The sequence below is a fragment of the Nonomuraea sp. NPDC049646 genome (assembly GCF_044465525.1).
Classification (GTDB): Bacteria; Actinomycetota; Actinomycetes; order Streptosporangiales; family Streptosporangiaceae; genus Nonomuraea.
In genome coordinates this window covers 222149-244744 of the sequence record NZ_JBITLU010000009.1, presented here as the reverse complement: position 1 = coordinate 244744, position 22596 = coordinate 222149, and the positions used below count along the sequence as shown (strand labels likewise).

Genomic DNA, 22596 nt, shown 5'->3' with positions numbered 1-22596 from the left:
TCATCACCGCAGGCGGAAGAGCCGTTCTATCCACGGACGGACGCCGGCGACCACCGGCCGGGCGGCCCGCGGGTAGGTGAAGACGGGGGTCTGGACGCCGTAGGCGGCGTGCAGCTCGGCGGCCTTGCACCAGTCGGCGGTCACGCGGGCCGCGGCCCACGCCGCCGCGATGGCCGGCCTGGCCTCCGGATGGCGGTCGTAGGTCTGGAAGAGCGTCATCGCGGCGTCGGCGGCGGCGTGGCCGTCGGCCGGGTAGGCGGTGCCGGCCAGGTAGGGGGCGGTGACCCGGCCGCCGTGGCAGGTGTCGAGCACCCAGGTCCAGTTGGCCGTCACCAGCCCGAGCACGGGCTCGGGGACGTCGGCGGCGGCGGCGTACATGCGGTCCTGGCGGGGGCCGGTCAGGCGGCGGGCGTCCCACAGCCAGTCGAGGTCGTCCGGCTGGGGGCCGCCGGCCAGCCAGGACAGCACCGCCAGCCCGCGCGCGGTGCGCAGGCGGCACAGGTCGAGCACGTGGCGCAGCATGCGGGGGCCGCGGTCGAGCCAGGTCGGCCAGTCGACGCGGTGCCCCCTCGGCACCAGCTCGGCCACCCGTCCAGGGACGGGCAGCGGGCAGACCCGGCGCCCCAGATGCGGATCCTGGCGCACCTCGAACGCCTCCACGGCCCCCTCGGGCAGCCGGTCCCGGCGCGCCTCCAGGACCTCCACGGCCCGCCCGGCGAGCCGGTCCTGGTGCGGCTCCGATGCTTCCACGGGGTGCTCAGCCGCTCTCGACGGGGGTGACGGGCTCCTCGGTGGGGGTGTGCGTGGGGGCGGGCGTCGCCGTCTCCGAGGGCGTGGTGGTGGGCGCGGGCGTCTCGGTGGGCGTCGGGGCGGGGGTGGGGGTCGGCACCGGCGGGGTCCGGGTGGGCGGACGCGTGCCGGGCTCGCCGTGCGGCGGACGGCCCGGCTCGCCGTGCGGCGGGTGACCAGGGTGGCCGGTACGGCCGGGCAGACCGGGCTGGCCGGGCTGGCCGTACGTCGGGTCGCCGGGGTCCTCGCCCGGCGGGTCGGCCTGCGGCGGGCCGTCGGGCGTCGGCCGCGGCTCGCCGGGCGTGGATTCGGCGGGCGGCGTGGTCGCGTACGTGGGCACGAGCACGGCCGGCGGCACCGGCGTCGTCGAGCCGAGCATGCCGAACGGCTCGGGCGCGGCGCTGTCGAGGATGGGCTCTACGGTCAAGTGGGCGTCCTGCGGGTCGGGTTGCCAGGGCAGTCTGATGCCGGGCGGCTCGCCGGTGGCGGGGAACGCGGCCGTCGCCACCCCGGCGAGACCGCCGTTGTCCTTGCCGAACTGGTTGAAGATCACTGCTATCGCCACCACGGTCGCGACCGCCGCCAGCGCGCCCGCCACCGCCTGAGGCCACCTTCGAGCCGTCGTCTGCGTGGGAACGGGAAATCCGGCGGCGTCCAGGGAGGCCGTGCGCCGGGCGACGTAACGGCGGTAGGGCAGCAGCTCGGGGTCGGCGAAGCAGCTCATGACCCTGATGCGCAGGGCCTCGGGCAGCGCGGCGGCGGGCAGCAGGCCGAAGACCTTGGCGGCCGAGGCCTGGCGGGCGCGGTGGGGGGCGCAGACCTCGCAGCGGGCGACGTGCCCGACCAGGTGCTCGCGCATCTCCCTGGTGAGGTCGCCGGTGAAGCCGGCCAGGATCGCGGCCCGGCGCGGGCAGTCGTAGGGGCCCTTGCGCGCCAGGATCTCGGCGGTGACGGCGTCGGTGAGACGGTCGCGCGCCTGCTCCCTGGCCTGTTCGACCTGGCGCGGCGGGATCGCGAGCACCTGGGACAGCTCGGCGGTGTCCAGCGCGTGCCTGGTCGCCAGCTCCAGCACCTCGCGGTCGGCGACGGGCAGGCTCACGACCGCGTTCCAGGCGATGAGCCGCAGGTCGGCGTCGGCGGGGTCGTCCAGCGGCGGGGCCTCGGCCAGGACCTCGTCGGCGCCGGGCGGCGCGGCCATCCGGCGGCGCAGGCATTCCTGCCGGGCCAGGGCGAGCAGCCAGACCCGGAACCTGTCGGGCTGGGACAGCGCGCCCGCGTGCGCCTCGGCGGCGATCAGCGTGTCGCGCAGGGCCACCTGGGCGCTGTCGGTGTCGAGGAGGAGGGACCAGCAGTAGCGGTAGACGCTCTCCGCGTGCGTGTCGTAGAGCGCGGCGAGGGCTCCCGGGTCGCGGGTGCGGAGTGCCTCCACCAGGACGCGGTCATTCATGTGACCGAAGGTAATGGATCGGTAACTAGTAGTTCTACCGGTTCCGCCGCTTGTCTACCGCGACCCCGCCAATTTCCCACCCTTTTGTTCGGACTAATACCGTTTATTGCTTTACCTGTCCCATGGCCTCGCTCCCCCGGTCCACCGCGAACGGCTCGGAGGTGGGCTTGACGGTGTGCACCGGGAGCGCGCCGCCCATCGCCAGGTCCTCGTAAGGACGGCCGGTCGAGCCCCAGGTCCGGGCGGTGACGTCGGTCTTGACGACCTTGCTGTCCTTGGGCAGTCCGGCCACGGTGAGGATGAACCTGGGCGGGCTGCCGGCCTTGACGTCGTCCACGAACGTGCTGCCGCCGCCGAGCAGTTTTCCGGCCGCGTCGCGCAGCAACGCGTTCACCACCAGGCTGCTCGCCGGCAATTGATACGGATTCCCGACATAGCCGGTAATAAGGTAAGAGCCGTCTTTTTGGCGCATTGTCTGGACGCGCGTGATCGGGAACGACTGGAACGACGACGGGATGCGCGCGGCGGACCGCCACTGCGCCGGACGGTACTGGATGGTCACCTTCACCGGCTTCTCGGCGGCGGACGCCTGGCCGGTGAAGGCCAGGGAGCCGCCCGGCGGCACGGCGTCGAGCGGCTGGTCCATGCGCACCACCTCGGTGCCGGCGGCGTCGCGGCCCACGATGGTGGCCACCACGTGCTCGCCGAAGTGCCACGGGTTGGCGTTGGTGAGCACGCCGGCCCAGTTGACGGCGTAACCGTCGGTGGACTTGGCGATGTTCGAGACCTGCTCCTTGAGAACGAGCGGCTTGAGCGATTGGGCTGGCTGGTCCTCACTTGAACAACCGGCGAGGCAGATCGCCCCGAGTGCGAGGAGGCTGACGGTTCGGCTACGCGGGATCACTTTGCCGTGATAACCCGTGCATGGGCACGGCTGGCAGATGACACGCGCCGGGCGTACCAACTCTTTAACGCCTCCGGACGACCCTCGTCTCGTCCCACACCGGCTCGGACGACTCGTAGACCGTGCCGTCGGAGCCGAAGACCAGGAAACGGTCGAAGTCGGCGGCGAACCAGCGGTCGTGGGTGACCGCCATGACCGTGCCGTCGAAGGCGTCGAGGCCCACCTGGAGCGCCTCGGCGCTGGCCAGGTCGAGGTTGTCGGTCGGCTCGTCGAGCAGCAGCAGCGTTGCGCCCGACAGCTCCAGCAGCAGGATCTGCAGCCGCGCCTGCTGGCCTCCGGAGAGCGTGTCGAACCGCTGCTCGGCGATCAGCCCGGCCAGCTCGTAGCGGGCCAGCGTCTTCATGGCCTCGTTCTTGAGCCTGGCGTGCTCGTTCATCACGATCTCGACCGGGGTGCGGCCGAGCAGGTCGGGCCTGGAGTGGGTCTGGGCGAAGTGCCCCGGGACGACCCGGGCGCCGAGCCTGGCCACGCCGGTGTGCGCGACGGGCTCGCCGGCGATCAGGCGCAGGAAGTGGGACTTGCCCGAGCCGTTGGAGCCGAGGACGGCGACCCGCTCGCCGTACCAGATCTCCAGGTCGAACGGGCGCATCAGGCCGGTCAGCTCCAGGCCCTCGCAGATGACCGCGCGCTTGCCGGTGCGGCCGCCGCGCAGGCGCATCTTGATGTTCTGGTCGGCGGGGGCCTGCTCGGGCGGGCCCGCCTCGACGAACCTGCGCAGCCGGGTCTGGGCCGCGTGGTAGGGGGCGGCCATGCCGTCGTTGTACCTGGCCTTGTTCTTCAGCATGTTGACCAGGGCCTTGAGCTTGGCGTGCTCTTCGTCCCAGCGCCTGCGCAGCTCGTCGAGCCGCTCGTTGCGGGCCTTGCGGGCCTCGGCGTAACCGGCGAACCCGCCGCCGTGGATCCAGATGTTGCCCGACTCGACCGTGACGATGCGGTCGGCGGCGTTGGCGAGGAGCTGGCGGTCGTGGCTGACCAGCAGGACGGTCTTGGACGTCTCGCGGAGCTGCTGCTCCAGCCACTCCTTGCCGGGCACGTCGAGGTAGTTGTCGGGCTCGTCGAGCAGCAGCGTCTGGTCGGGGCCGCGCAGCAGCGCCTCCAGGACGAGCCGCTTCTGCTCGCCGCCGGACAGGGTGGCCACGTCGCGGTACTTCACCCGGTCGAACGGGACGCCGAGGGCCGAGACCGTGCAGGTGTCCCAGAGCACCTCGATCTCGTAGCCGCCGGCGTCGGTGTAGTCGCTGATGGCCTGCGCGTAGCGCATCTGCGCCTTCTCGTCGTCGCGCTCCATCATCACCAGCTCGGCCGCGTCGAGCCGCTCGGCCGCCTGCCGCACGGCCGGCGGGGCGACGCCGAGCAGCAGGTCGCGCACGTTGCTCCCGTCGCGCACGTTGCCGATGAACTGGCGCATCACGCCCAGCCCGCCGGAGCTGGTGACGCTGCCCTCGACGGGCTCCAGGTCGCCCGCGACCAGGCGCATGAGGGTGGTCTTGCCCGCGCCGTTGGGCCCGACGAGCGCCGCCTTGACACCGTCGCCGATCCGGAAGGAGACGTCGTTGAGCAGGGGCCTGCCATCGGGCAGCACGTACGTCAGATGTCCTACTTCAACGTGGCCCATCCGGGCAGGCTACCGGCCGCCCGCGACCACCGGCACCCGGTTTTCGGCCGGTGATCCGGGGGCCCTGGACAGCAAGTGATCTAATGACTAGAACTGTACGGGACTCCCCCAGCCCCTAGGAACCGGTGATGACGCGATTCCGCTCCTCCCTCGTCCCTCTCGCCGTCGCCGTGCTCGGCCTGGTCGCCGTCCCGCAGCAGGCGTGGGCCGCGCCGCCCAAGCCCGTGCCTCCCTCGGCCGCCGTGGCGCGGGAACCGTCCGGGCCGGCCTCGGCGTGCGCGCCCACCGTGCGCGGCGCGTCCGTGGACGCCCGGCTGACCAGCCTGTTCACCTCCTACGGCAACGACAACAGCCGCCTGGACGACTGGACGGGAGCCGACGGCACGTACTCGCTCCGGCTGCCGAACGGCCGCGAGCTGTGGGTGTTCTCCGACACCTTCCTCGGCCAGGTCAACGCCGACGGCTCCCGGCCGCCGGTCGTCGAGGAGGGCGGCAGCACGGTCTTCCTGAACAACTCCTTCGCCGTCGAGCGGGACGGGCGGCTGTCCACCGTCCACGACGGCACGGCCGCGAAGCCCGAGGCCGTGATGCCGCCGCGCGACGACCAGCACTGGTTCTGGGCCGGGGACGCCACGCTGGCGGGCGGCCTGGTCGAGGTCACCTACCAGGAGTACGAGCGGTTCGGCCCAGGGGCATGGGACTGGCGCTGGCACCGCAACGTGGTGGCCAGGTTCGCGCCCGGCCGGCTCGACCGGCCGGTCAGCGTGCACGACCTGCCCTCGGGCCACGGCGTCTCCTGGGCCTCCGGCCTGCTGAAGGACGGCGGCTACACCTACGTGTACGGCGTCGAGGACCTCGGCTCGGCCAAGTACATGCACCTGGCCAGGGTCAGGGGCCAGAGCCTGCTGGGCGCGTGGGAGTTCCGCACGGCCGACGGCTCGTGGTCGCCGGACGAGACCGACTCGGCCCGGATCATGGGCGGGGTGGCGAACGAGTACAGCGTCACCCGGGTCGGATCCGGATATGTCCTGATCACGCATGACACCACCGAGGTGCTCAGCCCGAACATCGTGGCCTACTCCTCCTGCTCGCCCACCGGCCCCTTCACCGGCAAGCAGCACGTCTACACCACCCCCGAGACCAGCGGGAACGTCTTCACCTACAACGCCCACGCCCATCCCGACGTCGCCGGGACCGGCCTGGTGGTCTCCTACAACGTCAACAGCTTCGTCAACACCGACCACTACCGGGACGTGTCCATCTACCGGCCCAGGTTCCTGGACGTGACGTTCGGGTGAGGCGCAACTGGGCGGCGCGCCTGCGGCACCTCACCCTCGACGGGCTGCGGGCGGTCACGCTGGAGAACGAACGGCTGCGCGTGACCATCCTGACGGACAAGGGCGGCGACGTGGTGGAGTTCCTGCACAAACCCACCGACACCGACTTCGTCTGGCTCTCCCCGCAGGGCCTGCGCGACCCGCGCGACCACCGTCACGGCGCGGCCGACGACGTCGCCCAGTTCGTCGACCACTACGAGGGCGGCTGGCAGGAGGTCTTCCCCAACGGCGGCGCGCCGAGCGAGTACCGGGGCGCGCGCCTGGCCCAGCACGGCGAGGTCGCCGGGCTGCCGTGGTCGTGCGAGGTGGTGGCCGACCGCGAGGAGGAGGTCGCGGTGCGGCTCGCCGTGCGGACCCGGCGGCTGCCGTACCGGGTGGAGAAGGTGTTCCGGCTCCGGGCGGGCACGGCCGCGCTGGAGGTCGAGGGGCGGGCGACCAACGAGGCGGACCTCGCGCTGCACGCGATGTGGGGCCAGCACCTCGTCTTCGGGGCGCCGTTCCTGCGGGCGGGCGCGCGGATCCGGCTGCCCGAAGGCGTGCGGGTGATCCCGCACGCGGCGCCGATCGGCCCGGCCGGGCGCCGGGTGCGGGCCGGCGGGCCGTGGCGGTGGCCGGTGGTGCCCGCCGACGGGGGCGGGGAGACGGACCTGAGCGTGGTGCCGGAGCGTGGCGGGCCCAGCGACATCGTCTACCTCACGGGTTTCCCGGAGGGTTGGTACGAAATTTCAGGGGATATCGGTATCCGGGTGGAGTGGGATGCGGCGCTCCTCCCCTACCTGTGGATGTGGCAGGAGCTCGGCGCGTCCACCGGCTACCCCTGGTGGGGGCGGGCCTGGACGCTGGGGCTCGAACCGTTCGCCGGCATGCCGACCGACGGCCTGGCCGCCGCCGTGGCCAACGGCAGCGCCCTGTCGCTCGGACCGCAGGAGACCAAGGTGTCGAGATGGCGCGCGGAGGTGCTGGCGTGAGTGAGTTTTCCGGCAAGGTGGCGCTGGTCACCGGCGGTTCGACGGGCATCGGCCGGGCGGTGGTCGACCGGCTGGCCGACGGCGGCGCGAACGTGGTGTTCTGCGGCGTGGACGAGAACGCGGCGCTCGACGGCGAGCACGTCACCGGCGTCGTCGCCGACGTGCGCCGGGCCGGGGACCTGCGGGACCTCGTGGACCTGGCCGTGACCCGGTACGGCGGCCTCGACATCGTCGTCACCTGCGCCGGCGTCCAGCGGTACGGCACCGTCGAGGACACCCCCGAGGAGGTGTGGGACGAGGTCATGGACGTCAACCTCAAGGGCGTCTACCTCACCTGCAAGGCCGCCGTGCCGCGGCTCAGGGAACGCGGCGGCGGCTCGATCGTGGTCATGTCGTCGGTGCAGGCGTTCTCGTCGCAGGCGCAGGTGGCCGCCTACACCGCGAGCAAGGCCGCCCTGAACGGCCTGACCAGGGCCATGGCGCTCGATCACGCGGCCGACGGCATCCGGGTCAACGTGGTCTGCCCCGGCTCGGTGGACACCCCCATGCTGCGCTGGGCGGCCGACCTGTGGCGGGGCGACCTGTCGCAGGAGGAGCAGGTCGCGCAGTGGGGGAAGGCCCATCCGCTGGGCCGCGTGGGCCGTGCCGAAGAGGTGGCCGAGCTGGTGGCGTTCCTGGCGGGGCCGCGTTCGTCGTTCATCACCGGGGCCGAGCACCGCGTGGACGGCGGCCTGCTGGCCCGGAACCCGGCGGCGCTCCCCGACTAGGTCGAGTAAGTCCCCAGTCGCCTCCCGAACCTGGCAATCGTTGCGTCAATGCGGCGAAGTGGCAGGTGGTGAGCCTGGTAACCAAGGTCTCTGCGTGTATTCGAGGGTGGGTCCCGAGCCCCCTCACCGCACGCTTGGTACGGGTTCCGAAACGACTCACCGATCTAGGAGAGACCTGTGAGGCTCACCAAGAAGGCCGCCGGCTTCATCGCCGCGGCCGCGCTGTTCACCGTGGTCGTCCCGGCTGCCGCGGCGGAGGCCAGCCCGCGCTCGACGTGCTACGGCGGCCGCGTCTGCCTGTACGCCGGTTTCGACTACAACCGGGGCCAGAGCGACCACTGGCGCGACTTCACGGCCGACGACTCCGACCTGGCCGACAACAACTGGCTGAACTGGGACTTCAGCAACACCTGGCACAGCATGGACAACGAGACCAGCTCCGTCAGGAACCGGGTCGGCTGCAGCGCCACCCTCTGGCAGCACGCCGACTACACCGGCGCCCACAGCACCTTCACCCACAACAGCAACGACGGTTACCTGTCGAACAACGCCATCGGCAACAACCGCACCAGCTCGATCGACATCTGGTGCCGCTGAGAAATAACGGGAGTGCCGGTTTCCGGGCTTGGCCGCCGGAAACCGGCTGTCGCGGCCTCCTCGCGGGCGCGCTGCTGCTGTCCGTCGCGGCCTGCGCCGCCGGCGAGCCCGTACGCGAGCGGCCCCCGGCGGGCGTGACCTCGGTGTCGCAGCTCGTGTTGCCGTTCGACGCCTACAAGCCGACTCCCGAGCAGCGGGCCGTCCTGGGCAATGCCCACAACCACCTGGTCGCGCGGTGCATGAGCCGCCGCGGCCTCACCGTCACCCCACCCGCGGAGGACGCCGCCGAGCTGGCGGCGATCGACCCGGGCAACTCCCGCCGCTACGGCGTCGTGGACACCTCGGCCGCCCAGCGGTACGGCTACCACCTGGCCAGGCCGCCGTCCCCGGACACCACCGGCTCCTGGGTCAACAAGCTGCCCAAGCAAACCCGCCACCGCCTGTACGGCACCGCCGCCGACCGCGGCTGCCTCGACCGCGCCTCCGCCGAGCTGGAGGGCGGCACCCGCCAGGCGGACTGGCCCTGGCTGGGCCTGCAGGACTCGCTCACCCTGGAGCAGGCCGCCAAGCACGGCGACGTTGCCGCGGCGACCAAGCGCTGGCAGTCGTGCATGAGCCAGGCGGGACACCCCTACCCGGACCCGGAGTCGGCCATCGCCGACTCCCGCTGGAACCTGGAGAAACCGGACGTGAGCGAGGAGGAGAAGCTGACGGCCGTCGCCGACACCACCTGCAAGTGGTCATCGGGCCTGGTGGCCGCCTGGTTCACCGCCGACGCCGAGCTTCAGCGCGCGGTCATCCGGGACAACCGGGAACGCTTCGACGCGCTCGCGGCCAGCCTGCGGCAGCGGCTGGAGCGCGCCTCACGCCTGCTGTCCGAGCACGAAGGCCGCCAGGTCGGCTGACTGGCGCAGCCTGCTGGGCTCGTGCGCGTACATCATGTGGCCGGCCTCGTAGTACTTGAACTCGACGTTGGCGGCCAGCTCGGCGGGCACGGGCAGGTGGGCGAAGGCGTGCTCGGCCGCGTAGTACGGCGTGGCGCCGTCGTGGTAGCCGCAGGCCACGTGCACGCGCAGGTGCGGGTTGGCGCGCATGGCGGCGCCGAGCCGGTCGGTCACGCTGACGTGCACGCCCTCGAACTCCTTGTACGACCACGGGTGCACCCGCGAGCTGAGGATCTCGTAGGGCAGGTCGTTGGCGTACTCCAGCTCGGTCCGCAGGTAGTGGTTGAGCGCGGCGCTGTAGGGGCCGGTGATGGCGTCCATGCTCGGGTCGGAGACGAAGTGCTCGCGGCCGCCGTCGGGGTCCCAGCCGGTGAAGCGGCCGTCGAGCCTGCCGACGGTCAGCCGGCGCTCGCGCAGCAGCTCGGTGAAGAAGCGGATGTGCTCGATGCGCAGGTTCACGCGGTCGACGTAGTCCTCGGACAGGCCGGACAGGGCGGCGACTTTGGAGACCGCGGCGGCGCGCTCGTCGCCCGTGAGGCGGTTGCCGCGGGCCAGGGCCCACGGGTAGTCGCGGGAGGCGTACTCCTCGGCCTCGCGCAGCACGTCGGCCAGCGGGCGGTCGCCGTGCAGGCCGTGATAGTGCGCGATGGCGGCATATGTCGGCAGATAGAGGGCGTAGGCCACGTCGTTGCCCTCGTTGAACTCCACGGTCGCGTAGTCGAGCACCGAGGAGATCAGCATCACGCCGTTGAGGTACATGCCGTACCGCGACTGGAGGTGGTCGGCCAGCCCTGCCGCCCTGACCGTGCCGTACGACTCGCCGGCCAGGAACTTCGGCGACATCCACCGCGCGTTCCTGGTCGTCCAGAGCCGGATCACCTCGCCGACCGACTCCACGTCGCCGCTGAACCCGTGGTACGGCTCGGCCTTCTCGCCCTCGGCCGCCCGCGAGTAGCCGGTGGACATCGGGTCGATGACGACCAGGTCGCTCACCTTGAGCAGGGTCTCGTCGTTGTCGGCCAGCGCGTACGGCGGCGGCAGCAACGCGCCCGCGTCCCCCATCACGACCCGGCGCGGCCCGAGGATGCCGAGGTGCAGCCACACGCTCGACGACCCGGGCCCGCCGTTGAAGGCGAACGTGACCGGCCTGGTCAGCGGGTCGGCGTCGTCGAGGGTGTAGGAGGTGAGGAACACCTCGGCCTTCGGGCGGTGGCCGTCGAACGTGCCGTCCGTGAAGACCTCCTCGCGCACCACCATGGTTCCGGCGGTGGCGGTGTACGCCTGACCGGTCGGCAGGGTGTGCCGGGTGGTGACGAGGTTGTCGGCGGGCTTCTTTGTCTGTACTTCGTCGGACATAGCGGCCAATTATGGGGCAACGTCCACCGAGATCGCGGGGTCGGCGAAGCGCTCGTTCGGGACGGTGGCGTACCAGCCGGGACGTCCCGGGTCGCGGTCGTAGGGATAGCCGCCGGTCTCCCGGTAGAACTCGGCGTAGCGGGCCACGCGGTCGGGGTCGAGACGCACCCCGAGCCCCGGCCCGGAGGGCACGGCGATGGCGCCGTCCGCGTACGGCAGCCTGCCGCCCTCGATCACGTCGTCGCGCAACTGGTGGTAGTGGGCGTCGGCGGCGTAGGTGAGGTTCGGCAGCACCGCGCCGAGGTGCAGCATGGTCGCGAGCTGGATGCCGAGCTCGCCCGAGGAGTGCACGGCCACCCCGACCTGGAACGTGTCGCACACCGCCGCCGCCTTCACGCACGGCCGGACGCCGCCCCAGAACGTCGTGTCCAGCAGCACCACATCGGCTGACCTGCGCAGCACGTTGGAGGCGAGCTGCTCGAAGTTGACGACCACCGTGTTGGTGGCGAGAGGCACCCTGACCTGCTCCCGGACGGCCCTGAGCCCTTCCATCCCCCAGACGGGGTCCTCCAGGTAGTCGTTGTTCAGCCCCTCGATGGCCCGGCCGAACCGCAGCCCCTCGGCCACCGACAGGACGGCGTTGGGGTCGTACCTGAGCCGGTCGCCCGGGAACGCCTCGGCCAGCGCCCGGTAGCACTCCAGCTCGTAGTCCGGCGGGAACACGCCGCCCTTGAGCTTGTGCACGGTGAACCCGTGCGCCTCCTTGAGCCGGGCGGCGTGCTGGACGAGCTGGGCGGGGGTGCGGATCTCCGGGTGGCCGTCGGCGGCGTACCGGAAGAACAGGTAGGAGGCGAACGGGACCGCGTCCCGCAGCCGCCCGCCCAGCAGGTCGTGGACGGGCACGCCGAGGTGCTGCCCGACGAGGTCGAGGCAGGCGAACTCGACGGCGGCGAGGAGCTGGGTGCGGTTGTTGTAGAGCGAGGCGGTCGGATTGGCGATCTTGAAGCGCAGCGCCTCCAGCTCGAACGGGTTGTGCCCCTTCAGGTACGGGACGAGCGCCCGGAAGGCCGACTCCGCGCTCTCCCCACCGCCGCCCATCTCCCCCAGGCCGACCAGCCCGTTGTCGGCCTCGACCTCGACGATCGTGCGGACGAACCGGCCCCAGTGTGCGCCGTTGCTGTGCCGCAGCGGCGCCTCCAGCGGGACGGCGACCGTCGTGGCCCGGATGTCAACGATCTTCACGCGCGCTTCCCTCCGACGACGGCGACCCCGCAGGCGGGCAGGTGGACCTCGACCGGATCCCGTCCAGGGACCGTGACCGTCGCCGTCACCGGCTCGGCGGCCAGCGACTGCAGCCGGACCACCTGCTCGCCGTCCACCCGGCCGATCGAGGTGATCAGCACGTCGGGGTGGTCCACCGAGGCGTAGGTCTCGCCTGCGCCGGAACCGCCGGTGATCAGCGCGCCGACGAACGGCTCGGTCAGCCCCGAGGCCGCCGCCGCGCCCAGCCTGCCGCCCTTGACGCCGGCCGCCGACGTGACGGCGTACCGGAAGGTGGTCTCGCCCTGCTGCTGGGCCGGGAAGTTGGTGTCCCAGATGTTGTTGAGCGCCCAGGAGTAGACCGTGCCGTCCTCCTGGTCGAGCGTGGGCGGGAACGGCGCGTACGGCATGTGGATGGTGCCGAGCTGCACCAGCGGCGCTTCCAGGGTGGCCCAGGCGACGGTCAGCTCGGGGTCCTCGAAGGCGATCCAGTGCCTGATCGGCAACATGTACTCGGCCGAGCCCGGCACGCGCGGCACGCCGGGGCCGCCGACCCCGCCGGTCAGCTCCCAGGCCGTGGCCGGGCCGGTCGCGAACGGGAACGCCAGGAACACCGCCTCCTTGGCCGGGGTGCCCTGCTTGGCGAGCTGGTAGGTCAGGTCGAGCCTGGGCACGCCCCGGTGCAGCTCGATCGTGGTGCGCAGCCAGTCGACGCCCTTGCCCTGGAGCTCGACGACCAGCTTCTCGCCGACCGCCGTGCGCTGGGCCCTGACGATCGTCGCGTTGCGGGCGACGGCCCGGTCGCCGAGGAGCGTCCTGTCGTGCGCCCCGACGTGGCCCGACAGGTGGTTGAAGTGCGGGGCGGTGGCGTAGCGGTCGTAGACGTACTGGCCGAAGCCGGCGGCGGCCTCGCCGTTGACCAGCTCGCGGCCGGCGGACTTGTCGAAGATCGAGCTGATGTGGCCCTCGCGCACGTCGTAGGCCACCCGGTAGAACTCGTTCTCGATCACGCCGTCCAGGTCCGGCTCGGCCGGCTCGGGGGCCTGGGACGGCCCGCGGACGACGTCCAGCCGCGCGTAGCCGAAGCCGGGGACGTCCGGCACGACCGCGTGCACGTGCCGGCCGATCGGGCGGGTCGGCCAGTCGTCGGGGTCGACGTACTCCTCGTGGTGCGGCACGGTCTCGCCGGTCCGGGCGTCGACCAGCGCGATCGGCACGTCCACGGCCACCACGTCGCGCGGCAGGAACGCGCGGACCACGTCGGTCCGCGCCCTGGTGCCGGGGTTGAACACGGCGAACGAGGCCAGGGCGCCGCCTTCCGCGTCCGAGGTCGAGAGGGCGGCGGCGAAGCGGCGGGTGGCGGCGTGCAGCAGGTCGGAGGCGTCGTCCTGGGCCTGGTAGGCGCCCGACGACTTGCGGGTCCACTGGAGGCCGCCGGAGTCGCCCGCCTCCTCGGCGTCCTCCCACGGGTTGGCCGCGCCCCAGGTGTGCTCGTTGAACAGGGCCACCTTGTCGTAGGCCGCGTCGATCTCGTCCGTGGCGTCCGCCCCGGCGATCGTGTGCAGGGTCTCGGCGACGCGCAGGGCCGACTGGGCGCGGCGCACGTAGCCCAGCGGGCGGGCGCCCGAGCCGAGGCCGTCGGCCCACCAGTCGGTCCAGTCGCCCTCGTGCACGGCCAGGCGGTCGTGGTAGCGCTCCTCGACGTGCTGGAAGAAGTCGCTGTTGACCGCCGAGCGCAGGCGCGGCCAGGCCCACGTCTCGTTCCACCGGCGGGCGACGGAGGCGGGCACGATCGACGGCCCGGCGTTGTCGGCGTGCGCCCCCTGGACCCGCAGGTGCAGCACGTCCAGCTCGTACGGCTCACGCGGCGCGTCCGGCCCCTGCCATCCGAACGTCCCCGGCCCGTACGGGTAGCCCCGCGTGGCCAGCGCCGACAGGTAGCGCGGCAGCAGGTCGTCGGCCAGCTCGTAGGAGTCGGTCAGCCCGACCGTGTTGCCCTCCATGTACGCCATCCCGTGCGGCGTGTCGGTGAACCAGACCAGCAGCTCGTTCCCGCTCGGCGCCCGCCACCGGAACGGCCTGGTCAGCTTGTCGCCGCCGTGCAGGTACGGCACCGACCGCCCGGCCCAGTTGTGCGCGGCGGCCAGGTAACGCACGCCTGAGGCGTTGAGCGCGTCCACCAGCCCGACGACCGCGCCGGGCACGTCGGTGTGCATGGCGGACCTGGTGGCGAAGCCGTAGCGGTCCTGGAGCTGCGCGGTGAAGCGGAGCTGGCGGTAGAGCTCCTCGGTCGAGCACGCCTCGGTGTGCAGCTGGAACGGCAGCGCGGTCACCTCGATCACGCCCGCCCTGGCCAGCGCGGCGAACGACTCGACCTGCCCGGCGGGCCGGGCGTCGAGCCATTTGAGCGCGGGCATCGACGACTCGACCGTCCAGCGGAACCTGGCGTCGTCGGGCCAGGAGGCGGTCTCCTCGGCCAGGCGCAGCGCCGCGTCGAGGTAGTCGAGGTGGTGGCGGAGCACCGTGCCCTGGGGGTCGGTGTAGCCGATGTCCAGGTGCGAGTGGTGCACGACGAACACGCTCCACTTGCGCTGCGGGGTGACCGTCACCTGCGCGCTGCCGACCACGCCGGCGTCGTCGCGGCACTCCAGGGTGAGCGTGCGCGGCGCGTCCACCTCGGGCACCAGCAGCGTCACGTCCGTGCCGGAGGCGCTGTCGACGCCCACCAGCACGTGGGTCAGGGGTTGCGTGCTCGACACCCTGACCGCCTGGCGGCCGTCGTGCGTGAACAGCGGCAGCACCGCGACCCGCACCTCCAGCCCGCGCGCGCTGATCACCGGGGTCGAGGTGTCGTTGCGCAGCGCCTGCCTGATCCCGTCGTAGTCGGGGCTACCCAGGCTCCGCTGCAGCAACCGGCTCGTCATCTAAACACTCCCTAGGGACAGGCCCCGTGCGAAGAGGCGCTGGGTTGCCAGGAACAGCACGACCGTCGGCAGCGAGACCACCAGGCCCGCCGCCAGGCCGACGGGGACCGGGGTGCCGGCGTAGACGTCGGTCATCAGCCCGGCCAGGGCGGTCATGACCGGCCGTACGCTCCCGGTCTGCGTCAGCGTCAGGCCGAAGATGAGGTCGTTCCAGATGAAGGTGAACTCCAGGATGAACACCGCCGTCAGCGCGCTGAGCGAGATCGGCAGGTAGATGCGCCAGAAGATGCGCCACGTGGACGCGCCGTCCATGCGGGCCGCCTCGAAGATCGAGAACGCGACCCCCGTGTAGAAGTTGCGCAGCACGAACGCGGCCAGCGGCACGTTGATCGCGGTGTAGATCAGGATCATGCCGAGCCTGCTGTCGTACAGGCCGGCGTCGCTGTAGCCGACGAACAGCGGCACGAGCAGCATCTGCGACGGGAACACGGTGCCGCCGAAGATCAGCAGGAACCACCAGAACCCGTGACGCAGCCGCAGCACCACGATCGTGTAGCCGGCCAGCGCCCCGATCAGCACGCCGAGCAGCGGCGAGACGACCGCGTAGAGTGCGGTACTGGCCAGGCTGCCGGTCAGGTCGGCGCTGTCCAGGGCGCGACCGAAGTTGTCCAGCAGCGCGAAGTCGCCGGACGGCGCCCACGCGCTGCCCGGGTCGTACGAGGCCGCCGGCCTTGAGGCGTTGACGACGAGCAGGTAGGTAGGGCCGAGCCAGATCAGCCCGAGCACGATGAGCACGACGCGCCGGATCATCGCACCTGCCTCCTCAGGTAGAGGTAGGAGGCCAGCCCGGTGACCACGGTGAGCAGCACCGCGACCGCCGAACCGTAGCCGTAGTCACTGGCCACGAACGTGTCGCGGTACATGGTCACCGCCAGCGTCTCGGAGTTGCGTCCCGGGCCGCCCTGCGTCAGCACCCACACGATGTCGAACGTCTTCAGGCTCGCCACCAGGGCCAGCCCGACCACGACCGCGGTCAGCGGGCGCATCAGCGGCCAGATCACGTGCCGGAACAGCCGCCAGCCGGAGGCGCCGTCCAGGCGGGCGGCCTCGATCGGCTCCTTGGGGATGGACTGGAGGCCCACGACGAACAGCAGCGTGTTCACGCCGAGCTGCTGCCAGGTCCACACCAGCAGCATGGCCAGCGTGTTGTCCGGCGCGACCTGCAGGAACGCGGTGTCCACGCCGAGCAGCCGGTTGGCGATGCCGTCGTGGGACAGCACCGGGCTCCACACCATGGCCAGGCCCGCGCCGCTCAGCGCGTACGGCAGCATGAACGGCACCCGGTACCAGGCGCCCCCCTTGATGTCGTAGGACAGCACCGCGACCAGCAGGCCGAGCCCGACCGGCAGCACCATCGTGCCGGCCACCCAGATGAGCGTGTTGCGGGTCGAGGTGAGCAGCGCGGGGTCGTCCAGCAGCTTGACGAAGTTGTGCACGCCGACCCACGCCGAGGGTTCAAGGCCGTCGTAGCGGGTGAGGCTCAGGTAGGCCGTCCACAGGAACGGCGCGTAGAGCAGCCCCGCGACCAGCACGGCCGCGGGCGCCACGTAACCGTGCCTGAACCGGCCGAGCATCGGGGTCCGCGCGCTCATCACTGATGCGTGGCCCAGTACTCGTCGGCGGCCTTCTGGATGGTGTCCAGCACTTCCTTGTACGTGCCGGGCTCGGTGACGAACTTGCCGAAGCCGTCGAGCGCGGCGGTCAGCACCGGCGGCGGCGTGGCCTCGAAGTAGCGGTTGACCAGGCGGTACTTGCCGCCGCCCGCGTCCTTGGTGACCGCGCCGAGCGCTTCGTCGGCGATCTCGACCTTCGGGTTGGCGCTCACGTCGCCCCTGGTGGTGGCCCACTTCTTCTGGGCGTCGGCGGTGGTCCACCACTTGAGGTACTTCAGGCTGGAGTCGGGGTCGGCCCCCTTGGCGAGCGAGCACAGCGGCCCGCTCTCGAAGATCATCGAGGTCTTCGGCAGCGCCGGGTTGACGTTGGGGATGACGAAGAATCCGTAGTCGGTGCCGGACTTCAGGTCGCGCTGCGTCATGCTGGTGCTGAACCAGGTGCCGAAGGAGACCATCGCCGCCTTGCCGGTCTTCATGACGTCCCCAGGGTCGGTCTTGTCACCCGGGTTCATGAAATATCCGGCGTCGATGAGCGACTTCCACTTCTCCATCACCTGCACCACACCCGGGTCGGTGTACTTGGCCTGGCCCGTGGACAGCCGGTCGTACAGGTCGGGGTCGGAGCCGGCCAGGAGCTGCTCGAACCAGACGAAGGAGAACAGCACGCTGGTGTGGTAGAAGGCCTTGACGCCGTTCTTCTTCAGGGTCTCGGCGGCCTGGACCAGCTCGTCCCACGTCTGCGGGGGCTTCAGGCCGTACTTGTCGAAGATCTTCTTGTTGTAGAACATGCCCCAGTAGGCGACGTTCATCGGCACGCAGTACTGCTTGCCGCCGATGGTGTAGTACGGGGCGAGGTCCTGCGACAGGTCGCCCGCCTTGATCGCCTCCTGCCAGACGGCCGTGGTGTCGGCCACCTGCTTCTGCTTGACGATCTCCGCCAGCATCCCCCCGGTCTGCCAGGTGAACAGGTCGGGCTTGACGTCCGTGCGGAACGACGCCTTGATGAAGGCCTGGTACTGCGCGGAGTCGGTGTATCCCGTCGGCTTCATGCCCAGGCCGATCTGCTGCTTGGACAGCGCGCCCATCTCGTCGAAGTATTTCGTCCAGGCGCCCTTGTCGTTGTAGAGCGTCAGTTCGGTCTTCTTCTTCGGCGCCTCGGCGCTGTTGCCGCCGCAGGCGGTCAGGACCAGCGCCGCCACGCCGAGCGTGGCCACACGTGACCGGAACATGGCCGGCCTCCTTGCTCTTTCGGGGGGACTTGCTCTATCTGGGTGGCAACCTCTGTTCGACGACGGTCCGGACGTCGACCAGATGGGCCCGCATGCGCGCCTGCGCCTCGGCGGCGTCACGCGCTTCGATGGCCTCCAGGATGGCCAGGTGCTCCTCGTAGTCGCGGCGCCGGTCGTCGAAGATCTGCAGGATCTCCCGCTGCTCCGGCCCGTGGACGGTGAGCAGCGAGTCGACGACCTCGTTCAGCACGCTGTTGCCCGCCATCCGCGCGGTCGCCCGGTGGAAGGACATGTTGGCCTCGTGCAGCTCGGCGTCCTCGCCGCGCAGGTGCCGGCCGGCCTGGTCGAGCACCCGCTTGAGCGCGGCCAGCTCCGCGCCCTCGGCGTGCTCGGCGGCCATGGCGGCCAGCGGCGGCTCGATCACGATCCGCGCGCCGAGCAGTTCGAGGAGCTGGGCAGCGTGCATCTCGCGCATGTTGGGGTTGGGCAGCACGAGCCGCTCGATGTCGGCGCCGACGTAGATGCCCGAGCCGTGCCGCAGCTCGATGGCCCCGGTGGCCTCCAGCCTGCGCAGCGCTTCGCGCAGCGTCGGGGTGGTGACGGCGAAACGCTGGGAGAGCTCCCTGGTGGAGGGCAGCCTGTCGCCCGGCCGGTGCCCTCCACTACGGATGAGCTCCAGCATGCGCTCGGTCAGAGCGTCGGAAAGCGTCGGCCGCGCAACCTCGGACATATCAAGTGATCTAATCACTTAATCCGACGCACGTCTACGCCGACCGGGGATCTCCCCGATCAGCGCTTGAGCAGGTCCTTCATCAGGTCGATCTGCGCCTTGCGGGACGCCTGCACCTGCCCCGCCCACTCCTTGACCTCCGGGTCCGCGCCGGAGGCCACCTCGGTGTCGGCCATCTTGATCGCGTCGCCCTGGTGGGCGATCAGCAGGGTCATCAGGTCGTGCTCGAAGGACTTCGACTTCTTCAGCGCCCTGATCTGCTTCCGGTCGGTCTCCGGCATGCCGCCGTGGTGGTCATGGGCGCCGGAGGCGGCGGTGAGCGGCTGCTCCCAGGCGTACAGCCAGCGCAGCATCATCTCGACCTCGTCCTGCTGCGTGCTGGCCACGGCGGCCACCAGGATCCGGAGCTGGTCGTCGGTGGCCCGCTGGCTGCCGAGCTTGGCGATCTCTATGCCCTGACGGTGGTGCTGCAGCATCATCTGCACGAACATCACGTCCTGAGCGTTCACCGGAGGCGCCTGGGCCCCGGCCGCCCCGCAGGCGGTGGCCAGCAGGAGGCACAGGGCCGCCAGGACGAGCTTCAGGGCGCCGGATCGGGGGGTTGCGGCCACTCTGCGCGCCTTCCATTAAAAAGGAAACCTTCCTAAGAGTTAGACGATTTCCCTCAGGCGCGCAAGGGCCCCTGTCAAGGCGGCGGACCGCCGGCACGGCGGCCCGGCACCGGGCCGCTTGCCGTCCGGCCCGGCCCTAGGCGGCCGCGCCGCCGAAGACCTCCTTGACCAGCCGCTGCAGGACCTCCTGGAACGCCGCCGCCTGGGACATCGCGGCGTCGTCCACGTAGGTGACCGAGGCGGTCAGGGTCCTGCGGCCGTCGGGCGTGCTGTACATCAGCGCCGCCGAGCCCGAGATGCCGCCGTTGTGCGTGATGAGGGTGCCGGTGTCGGGGTCCGCGTCCTGCACGAACACCCCGAGGCCGTAGCCGACCTTGGGATGCGCGTCGCGCATCTCGGCCAGCAGCGGGGCCGGCAGGAGCCGGCCGCCCATCAGCCCGGAGACGAACGTGTGCAGGTCGCGGGTGGTCGAGATCATGTCGCCGCCGGTGGAGATCCAGGAGGGGTTCTGACGGGTGACGTCGACCGTCCTTTCCTGGCCGTCCTCCTCGTAGCGGTAATAGGCGTGGGCGTGCGGCCCGGCGATCTCCGTGTCGGTGCCCGGCACGACGGTGTCCGGCAGCCCGAGCGGGTCCAGGACGCGTAGCCGCATCTCCTCGGCCAGCGGACGGCCGGTGACCTTCTCGACCAGCAGCCTGACCAGGACGTAGTTGGTGTTGGAGTAGCTCCAGTCCGCCCCCGGCTCGAAGCGGGCGGGCTTGGACAGCGCCAGCCGTACCAGCTCCTGCGGCTGGTAGGTCCTGAAGCGGTTCTCCACCCACTCCTTGCCCGACCAGACGATCCCCGGCACGACGGTGCCGTCCTCGTAGTACTCGCCGGTGAAGTTGAACACGCCGCTGGTGTGCTGGAGCAGCATCCGTAGGGTGATCCGGCGGTCCAGCCCGAACTCGGGCAGGTGGTCGTCCACGACGTCGTCCAGGCCGAGCACGCCGTCGGCCACCAGGCTCAGGACGAGGGCCGCGGTGAAGGTCTTGGTGACGCTGCCCACCCGGAAGCGCCCGTCCGCCGGCGGCTCGGCGAGGCCGCCCAGCTCGCGCACCCCGGCGGTGCCGACCCACTCGCCCCGCTCGTCGTTCACCCGCAGCTGCACGCCGACGAAACCGGAGTCCACGATCTCCTGGAGGATCTTCTGCAGCTCCGGGCGCTCGGTCACGTCGTTCACGGAAACGCTGTCGTTCGTCATGCTTCGTACGCCTTTCAGAGCCTTCGGGCCGATTCCCCGAACCGGTGATGGTCCAACCATCCCCGGCCGCGCTGACACGGGACCGTCGCCGTCCTGACGCGCCCGCTGACGCGGCGTCCCCCGTACGGCTACCGATGGCTCCGGTGCACGGTCTCCGGCCCCACCACCCGCAGCAGCTCCAGCGCCTCGAACGTCTTCGAGCCGGGCGGCGGCGTGAAGATCAGCAGCCGCTGGTCCTCGGCCGGCGCCAGCAGCACCTCGTAGTCGAACTCCATCGCGCCGATGGCCGGATGCCGGACCCGCATGCGGCTGCCGCGGCGCACCGCGACCTCGTGCCGCTCCCACAGCGAGACGAACTCCGGGCTGGCCCGGCGCAGGCGCTCGACCAGGGCCCTGGCCTGCTCGTCGTTGCCCCGGCGGACCACCGCCGCGCGCAGGTCGGCCACGTGCGCGCGGGAGCGCTCGGCGTGCTCCTCCTCCGGGTAGGCCGCGCGCCTGAACGGGTCGGTGAACCAGCGCCACACGATGTTGCGATCGGGCTCCTCGACCGTGCAGCTGCATCCGAACAGGGACTCGGCCATGGCGTTCTGCGCCAGCACGTCGCCCAGGTCGCTCAGCACCTGCGCGGGCGTACCGACGAGGCGGTCGAGCAGGTAGAGCAGGCTCGGCTTGACGTGCTCGCCCGCCCGCGGCCCGGCCGGGGGCCGGTGCCCGGCCAGCAGGTAGAGGTGGTCGCGTTCGTCGCTCGTCAGCCGCAGCGCCCGCGCCAGCGCGCCCAGCAACTGGGTGGACGGCTGTGGGCTGCGCGCCTGCTCCAACCGCATCAGGTAGTCGGCCGACATGCCCGCGAGCTGCGCCACCTCCTCCCGCCTCAGCCCCGGAGTACGGCGCCGCGGCCCCGACGGCAGCCCCACCTCGCCGGGCAGCAGCCGCTCGCGCGAGCGGCGAAGGAAGTCGGCAAGCTCCGTACGATCCATGGGCCCATCCTGCAATACCGCGAAATATCGCATCCAAGGACCATCTGTCCTAGGGAATCCGGTCCGCTCCTCATCCGCGCCCCCGCCTGGCACGGTGACGCCCATGACCCGACACCTGACCGTCTCCGGGACCCGCCTCGCCTACCGCACCCTCGGCGACGGCCCCGGCCTGGTGCTGCTGCACGGCACCGGCCCGGGCTCGTCGACCTGGAACGGCGTCGCCGAGCGCTTCGCCGACCGCAACACCGTGATCCTGCCCGACCTCGGCGGCAGCGACCTCGTCGAGGACGACGGCGCCCCGCTGACCGTCGAGGGCCTGACCGAGCAGCTCGCGGCCGTCATCGAGGACTTCGGCAAGGCCCCCGTGGATCTGCTCGGCTTCTCCCTGGGCGCGGTGGTCGTCCTGTCCCTCGCCGCCACCCGCCCCGAACTCGTCCGCCGCCTGATCCCGGTCTCCGGCTGGGCCCACACCGAGGACGCCTACCTGCGCACCGCCCTGCAGACCTGGCTCGGCCTGGCCGGCAACCCGGACGCCTTCGCCCGCTTCTCCATGCTGACCGCCTTCAGCCCCCGCTACCTCAACTCCCTTTCCCCCGAGGACCTGGAGAGCCGGGCGACGTACTTCCAGCCGCACCCCAACCGCCTGCGCCAGATCGACCTCGGCCGCCGCGTCGACCTCCGCCGCCTGCTGCCCGGCGTCAAGGCCCCCACGCTGGTCGTCGGCGCCGCCCGCGACGGCCTGATCCCGGTGGAGAACTCCCGCGAGCTCCACGCCGCCATCCCCGGCAGCTCGTACCTCGAACTCGACACCGGCCACGTCTCCAGCGCCGAACGCCCCGACGACTTCGTCACCCTCGTCCGGAACTTCACCCCCCTCGTCCAGGACTTCACCCCCCTCGCCCGCGACGCCACCGCCTGACCTCCGGCCCCGCCACGGCCCGCGGCACAGGGCGAGCGGGGGCCGATGTCCGACACAAGGACGGCGGGGGCCCGCCCGCTCACCGCGGACCGGCCCCCGCCACCGACCCACCGGCTCAGCCCAGAGTGTCCTTGATCTTGATCTGACCCCCGTCGATCACGAACCTCTGATTGTTGTTGTTGGCCTGACACTCCCACTGATAGATCCGGACCCCGTTACCGCGATCATTGGTGACATCCACACACA

At 71.4% G+C, this 22596-nt stretch carries 20 protein-coding genes; 6 read left to right on the top strand and 14 right to left on the bottom strand.

Going from position 1 to position 22596, the window contains the following annotated elements; translation table 11 throughout:
* Nucleotides 1-3 precede the first annotated feature (3 nt).
* The 4 genes from ACIBQ8_RS27535 to ACIBQ8_RS27520 form a co-directional block, all read right to left on the bottom strand.
* Nucleotides 4-750 carry a hypothetical protein gene (locus ACIBQ8_RS27535; protein WP_397193325.1) on the bottom strand — a complete coding sequence of 249 codons (747 nt, stop codon included), beginning with the start codon at nt 748-750 and terminating at the stop codon, nt 4-6.
* A gap of 7 nt (nt 751-757) precedes the next feature.
* A complete protein-coding gene (locus ACIBQ8_RS27530; RefSeq protein WP_397178498.1) occupies nt 758-2236 on the bottom strand; it encodes a hypothetical protein in 1479 nt (492 codons plus the stop codon).
* A 103-nt stretch (nt 2237-2339) separates the two neighbouring features.
* Entirely contained in the window at nt 2340-3200 is an 861-nt protein-coding gene (locus ACIBQ8_RS27525) for a hypothetical protein (protein ID WP_397193324.1), read from the bottom strand.
* 4 nt (nt 3201-3204) lie between these two features.
* Nucleotides 3205-4815, bottom strand: coding sequence for an ABC-F family ATP-binding cassette domain-containing protein (locus ACIBQ8_RS27520; RefSeq protein WP_397178497.1), 1611 nt, complete (start codon nt 4813-4815; stop codon nt 3205-3207).
* A gap of 128 nt (nt 4816-4943) precedes the next feature.
* Between ACIBQ8_RS27520 and ACIBQ8_RS27515 the strand changes: the two genes are divergently transcribed.
* The 5 genes from ACIBQ8_RS27515 (at nt 4944) to ACIBQ8_RS27495 (ending at nt 9389) form a co-directional block, all read left to right on the top strand.
* On the top strand, nt 4944-6113 hold the full coding sequence (locus ACIBQ8_RS27515; RefSeq protein ID WP_397193323.1) for a DUF4185 domain-containing protein: 1170 nt from the start codon (nt 4944-4946) through the stop codon (nt 6111-6113).
* Complete coding sequence (locus ACIBQ8_RS27510; RefSeq protein ID WP_397193322.1) at nt 6110-7120, top strand: DUF4432 family protein; 1011 nt, start codon at nt 6110-6112, stop codon at nt 7118-7120. Before ACIBQ8_RS27515 ends, ACIBQ8_RS27510 begins: the two co-directional genes overlap by 4 nt.
* A complete protein-coding gene (locus tag ACIBQ8_RS27505) occupies nt 7117-7887 on the top strand; it encodes an SDR family NAD(P)-dependent oxidoreductase (protein ID WP_397193321.1) in 771 nt (256 codons plus the stop codon). The genes ACIBQ8_RS27510 and ACIBQ8_RS27505 overlap by 4 nt, the downstream gene beginning before the upstream one ends.
* A 177-nt stretch (nt 7888-8064) precedes the next feature.
* Nucleotides 8065-8484, top strand: coding sequence for a peptidase inhibitor family I36 protein (locus ACIBQ8_RS27500; protein ID WP_358291533.1), 420 nt, complete (start codon nt 8065-8067; stop codon nt 8482-8484).
* Nucleotides 8475-9389 carry a hypothetical protein gene (locus ACIBQ8_RS27495; RefSeq protein WP_397178493.1) on the top strand — a complete coding sequence of 305 codons (915 nt, stop codon included), beginning with the start codon at nt 8475-8477 and terminating at the stop codon, nt 9387-9389. Before ACIBQ8_RS27500 ends, ACIBQ8_RS27495 begins: the two co-directional genes overlap by 10 nt.
* Here ACIBQ8_RS27495 and ACIBQ8_RS27490 read toward each other — a convergent pair.
* The 10 genes from ACIBQ8_RS27490 to ACIBQ8_RS27445 form a co-directional block, all read right to left on the bottom strand.
* A complete protein-coding gene (locus ACIBQ8_RS27490) occupies nt 9348-10784 on the bottom strand; it encodes a S10 family peptidase (protein WP_397193320.1) in 1437 nt (478 codons plus the stop codon). The two genes, ACIBQ8_RS27495 and ACIBQ8_RS27490, sit on opposite strands and share 42 nt — an antisense overlap.
* Before the next feature lie 9 nt (nt 10785-10793).
* Nucleotides 10794-12026, bottom strand: coding sequence for an enolase C-terminal domain-like protein (locus ACIBQ8_RS27485; protein ID WP_397193319.1), 1233 nt, complete (start codon nt 12024-12026; stop codon nt 10794-10796).
* The gene (locus ACIBQ8_RS27480; protein WP_397193318.1) at nt 12023-14968 is read right to left on the bottom strand and encodes a glycoside hydrolase family 38 C-terminal domain-containing protein; all 2946 of its coding nucleotides are present in this window, start codon (nt 14966-14968) and stop codon (nt 12023-12025) included. The genes ACIBQ8_RS27485 and ACIBQ8_RS27480 overlap by 4 nt, the downstream gene beginning before the upstream one ends.
* The gene (locus ACIBQ8_RS27475; protein WP_397178489.1) at nt 14969-15778 is read right to left on the bottom strand and encodes a carbohydrate ABC transporter permease; all 810 of its coding nucleotides are present in this window, start codon (nt 15776-15778) and stop codon (nt 14969-14971) included.
* Nucleotides 15775-16620, bottom strand: a complete 846-nt coding sequence (locus tag ACIBQ8_RS27470) for a carbohydrate ABC transporter permease (RefSeq protein WP_397193317.1) — start codon at nt 16618-16620, stop codon at nt 15775-15777. Before ACIBQ8_RS27470 ends, ACIBQ8_RS27475 begins: the two co-directional genes overlap by 4 nt.
* The gene (locus ACIBQ8_RS27465; RefSeq protein ID WP_387671552.1) at nt 16620-17870 is read right to left on the bottom strand and encodes an ABC transporter substrate-binding protein; all 1251 of its coding nucleotides are present in this window, start codon (nt 17868-17870) and stop codon (nt 16620-16622) included. Before ACIBQ8_RS27465 ends, ACIBQ8_RS27470 begins: the two co-directional genes overlap by 1 nt.
* 34 nt (nt 17871-17904) lie before the next feature.
* Entirely contained in the window at nt 17905-18600 is a 696-nt protein-coding gene (locus tag ACIBQ8_RS27460) for a FadR/GntR family transcriptional regulator (RefSeq protein ID WP_397178488.1), read from the bottom strand.
* A gap of 59 nt (nt 18601-18659) precedes the next feature.
* Complete coding sequence (locus ACIBQ8_RS27455) at nt 18660-19211, bottom strand: DUF305 domain-containing protein (protein WP_397178487.1); 552 nt, start codon at nt 19209-19211, stop codon at nt 18660-18662.
* 136 nt (nt 19212-19347) lie between these two features.
* Complete coding sequence (locus tag ACIBQ8_RS27450) at nt 19348-20454, bottom strand: serine hydrolase domain-containing protein (protein ID WP_397193316.1); 1107 nt, start codon at nt 20452-20454, stop codon at nt 19348-19350.
* A gap of 128 nt (nt 20455-20582) precedes the next feature.
* Entirely contained in the window at nt 20583-21431 is an 849-nt protein-coding gene (locus tag ACIBQ8_RS27445) for a helix-turn-helix transcriptional regulator (RefSeq protein WP_397178485.1), read from the bottom strand.
* 103 nt (nt 21432-21534) lie between these two features.
* On the opposite strand from ACIBQ8_RS27445, the gene ACIBQ8_RS27440 reads away from it, so the two are divergent.
* On the top strand, nt 21535-22350 hold the full coding sequence (locus ACIBQ8_RS27440; RefSeq protein ID WP_397193315.1) for an alpha/beta fold hydrolase: 816 nt from the start codon (nt 21535-21537) through the stop codon (nt 22348-22350).
* Nucleotides 22351-22596: the final 246 nt, after the last annotated feature.

Coding starts and splice junctions, on each gene's coding strand:
- ACIBQ8_RS27530 (WP_397178498.1), bottom strand. CDS start 2,236: ATGAATGACCGCGTCCTGGTGGAGGCACTCCGCACCCGCGACCCGGGA.
- ACIBQ8_RS27520 (WP_397178497.1), bottom strand. CDS start 4,815: ATGGGCCACGTTGAAGTAGGACATCTGACGTACGTGCTGCCCGATGGC.
- ACIBQ8_RS27515 (WP_397193323.1), top strand. CDS start 4,944: ATGACGCGATTCCGCTCCTCCCTCGTCCCTCTCGCCGTCGCCGTGCTC.
- ACIBQ8_RS27490 (WP_397193320.1), bottom strand. CDS start 10,784: ATGTCCGACGAAGTACAGACAAAGAAGCCCGCCGACAACCTCGTCACC.
- ACIBQ8_RS27480 (WP_397193318.1), bottom strand. CDS start 14,968: ATGACGAGCCGGTTGCTGCAGCGGAGCCTGGGTAGCCCCGACTACGAC.
- ACIBQ8_RS27475 (WP_397178489.1), bottom strand. CDS start 15,778: ATGATCCGGCGCGTCGTGCTCATCGTGCTCGGGCTGATCTGGCTCGGC.
- ACIBQ8_RS27470 (WP_397193317.1), bottom strand. CDS start 16,620: ATGAGCGCGCGGACCCCGATGCTCGGCCGGTTCAGGCACGGTTACGTG.
- ACIBQ8_RS27465 (WP_387671552.1), bottom strand. CDS start 17,870: ATGTTCCGGTCACGTGTGGCCACGCTCGGCGTGGCGGCGCTGGTCCTG.
- ACIBQ8_RS27460 (WP_397178488.1), bottom strand. CDS start 18,600: ATGTCCGAGGTTGCGCGGCCGACGCTTTCCGACGCTCTGACCGAGCGC.
- ACIBQ8_RS27450 (WP_397193316.1), bottom strand. CDS start 20,454: ATGACGAACGACAGCGTTTCCGTGAACGACGTGACCGAGCGCCCGGAG.
- ACIBQ8_RS27445 (WP_397178485.1), bottom strand. CDS start 21,431: ATGGATCGTACGGAGCTTGCCGACTTCCTTCGCCGCTCGCGCGAGCGG.
- ACIBQ8_RS27440 (WP_397193315.1), top strand. CDS start 21,535: ATGACCCGACACCTGACCGTCTCCGGGACCCGCCTCGCCTACCGCACC.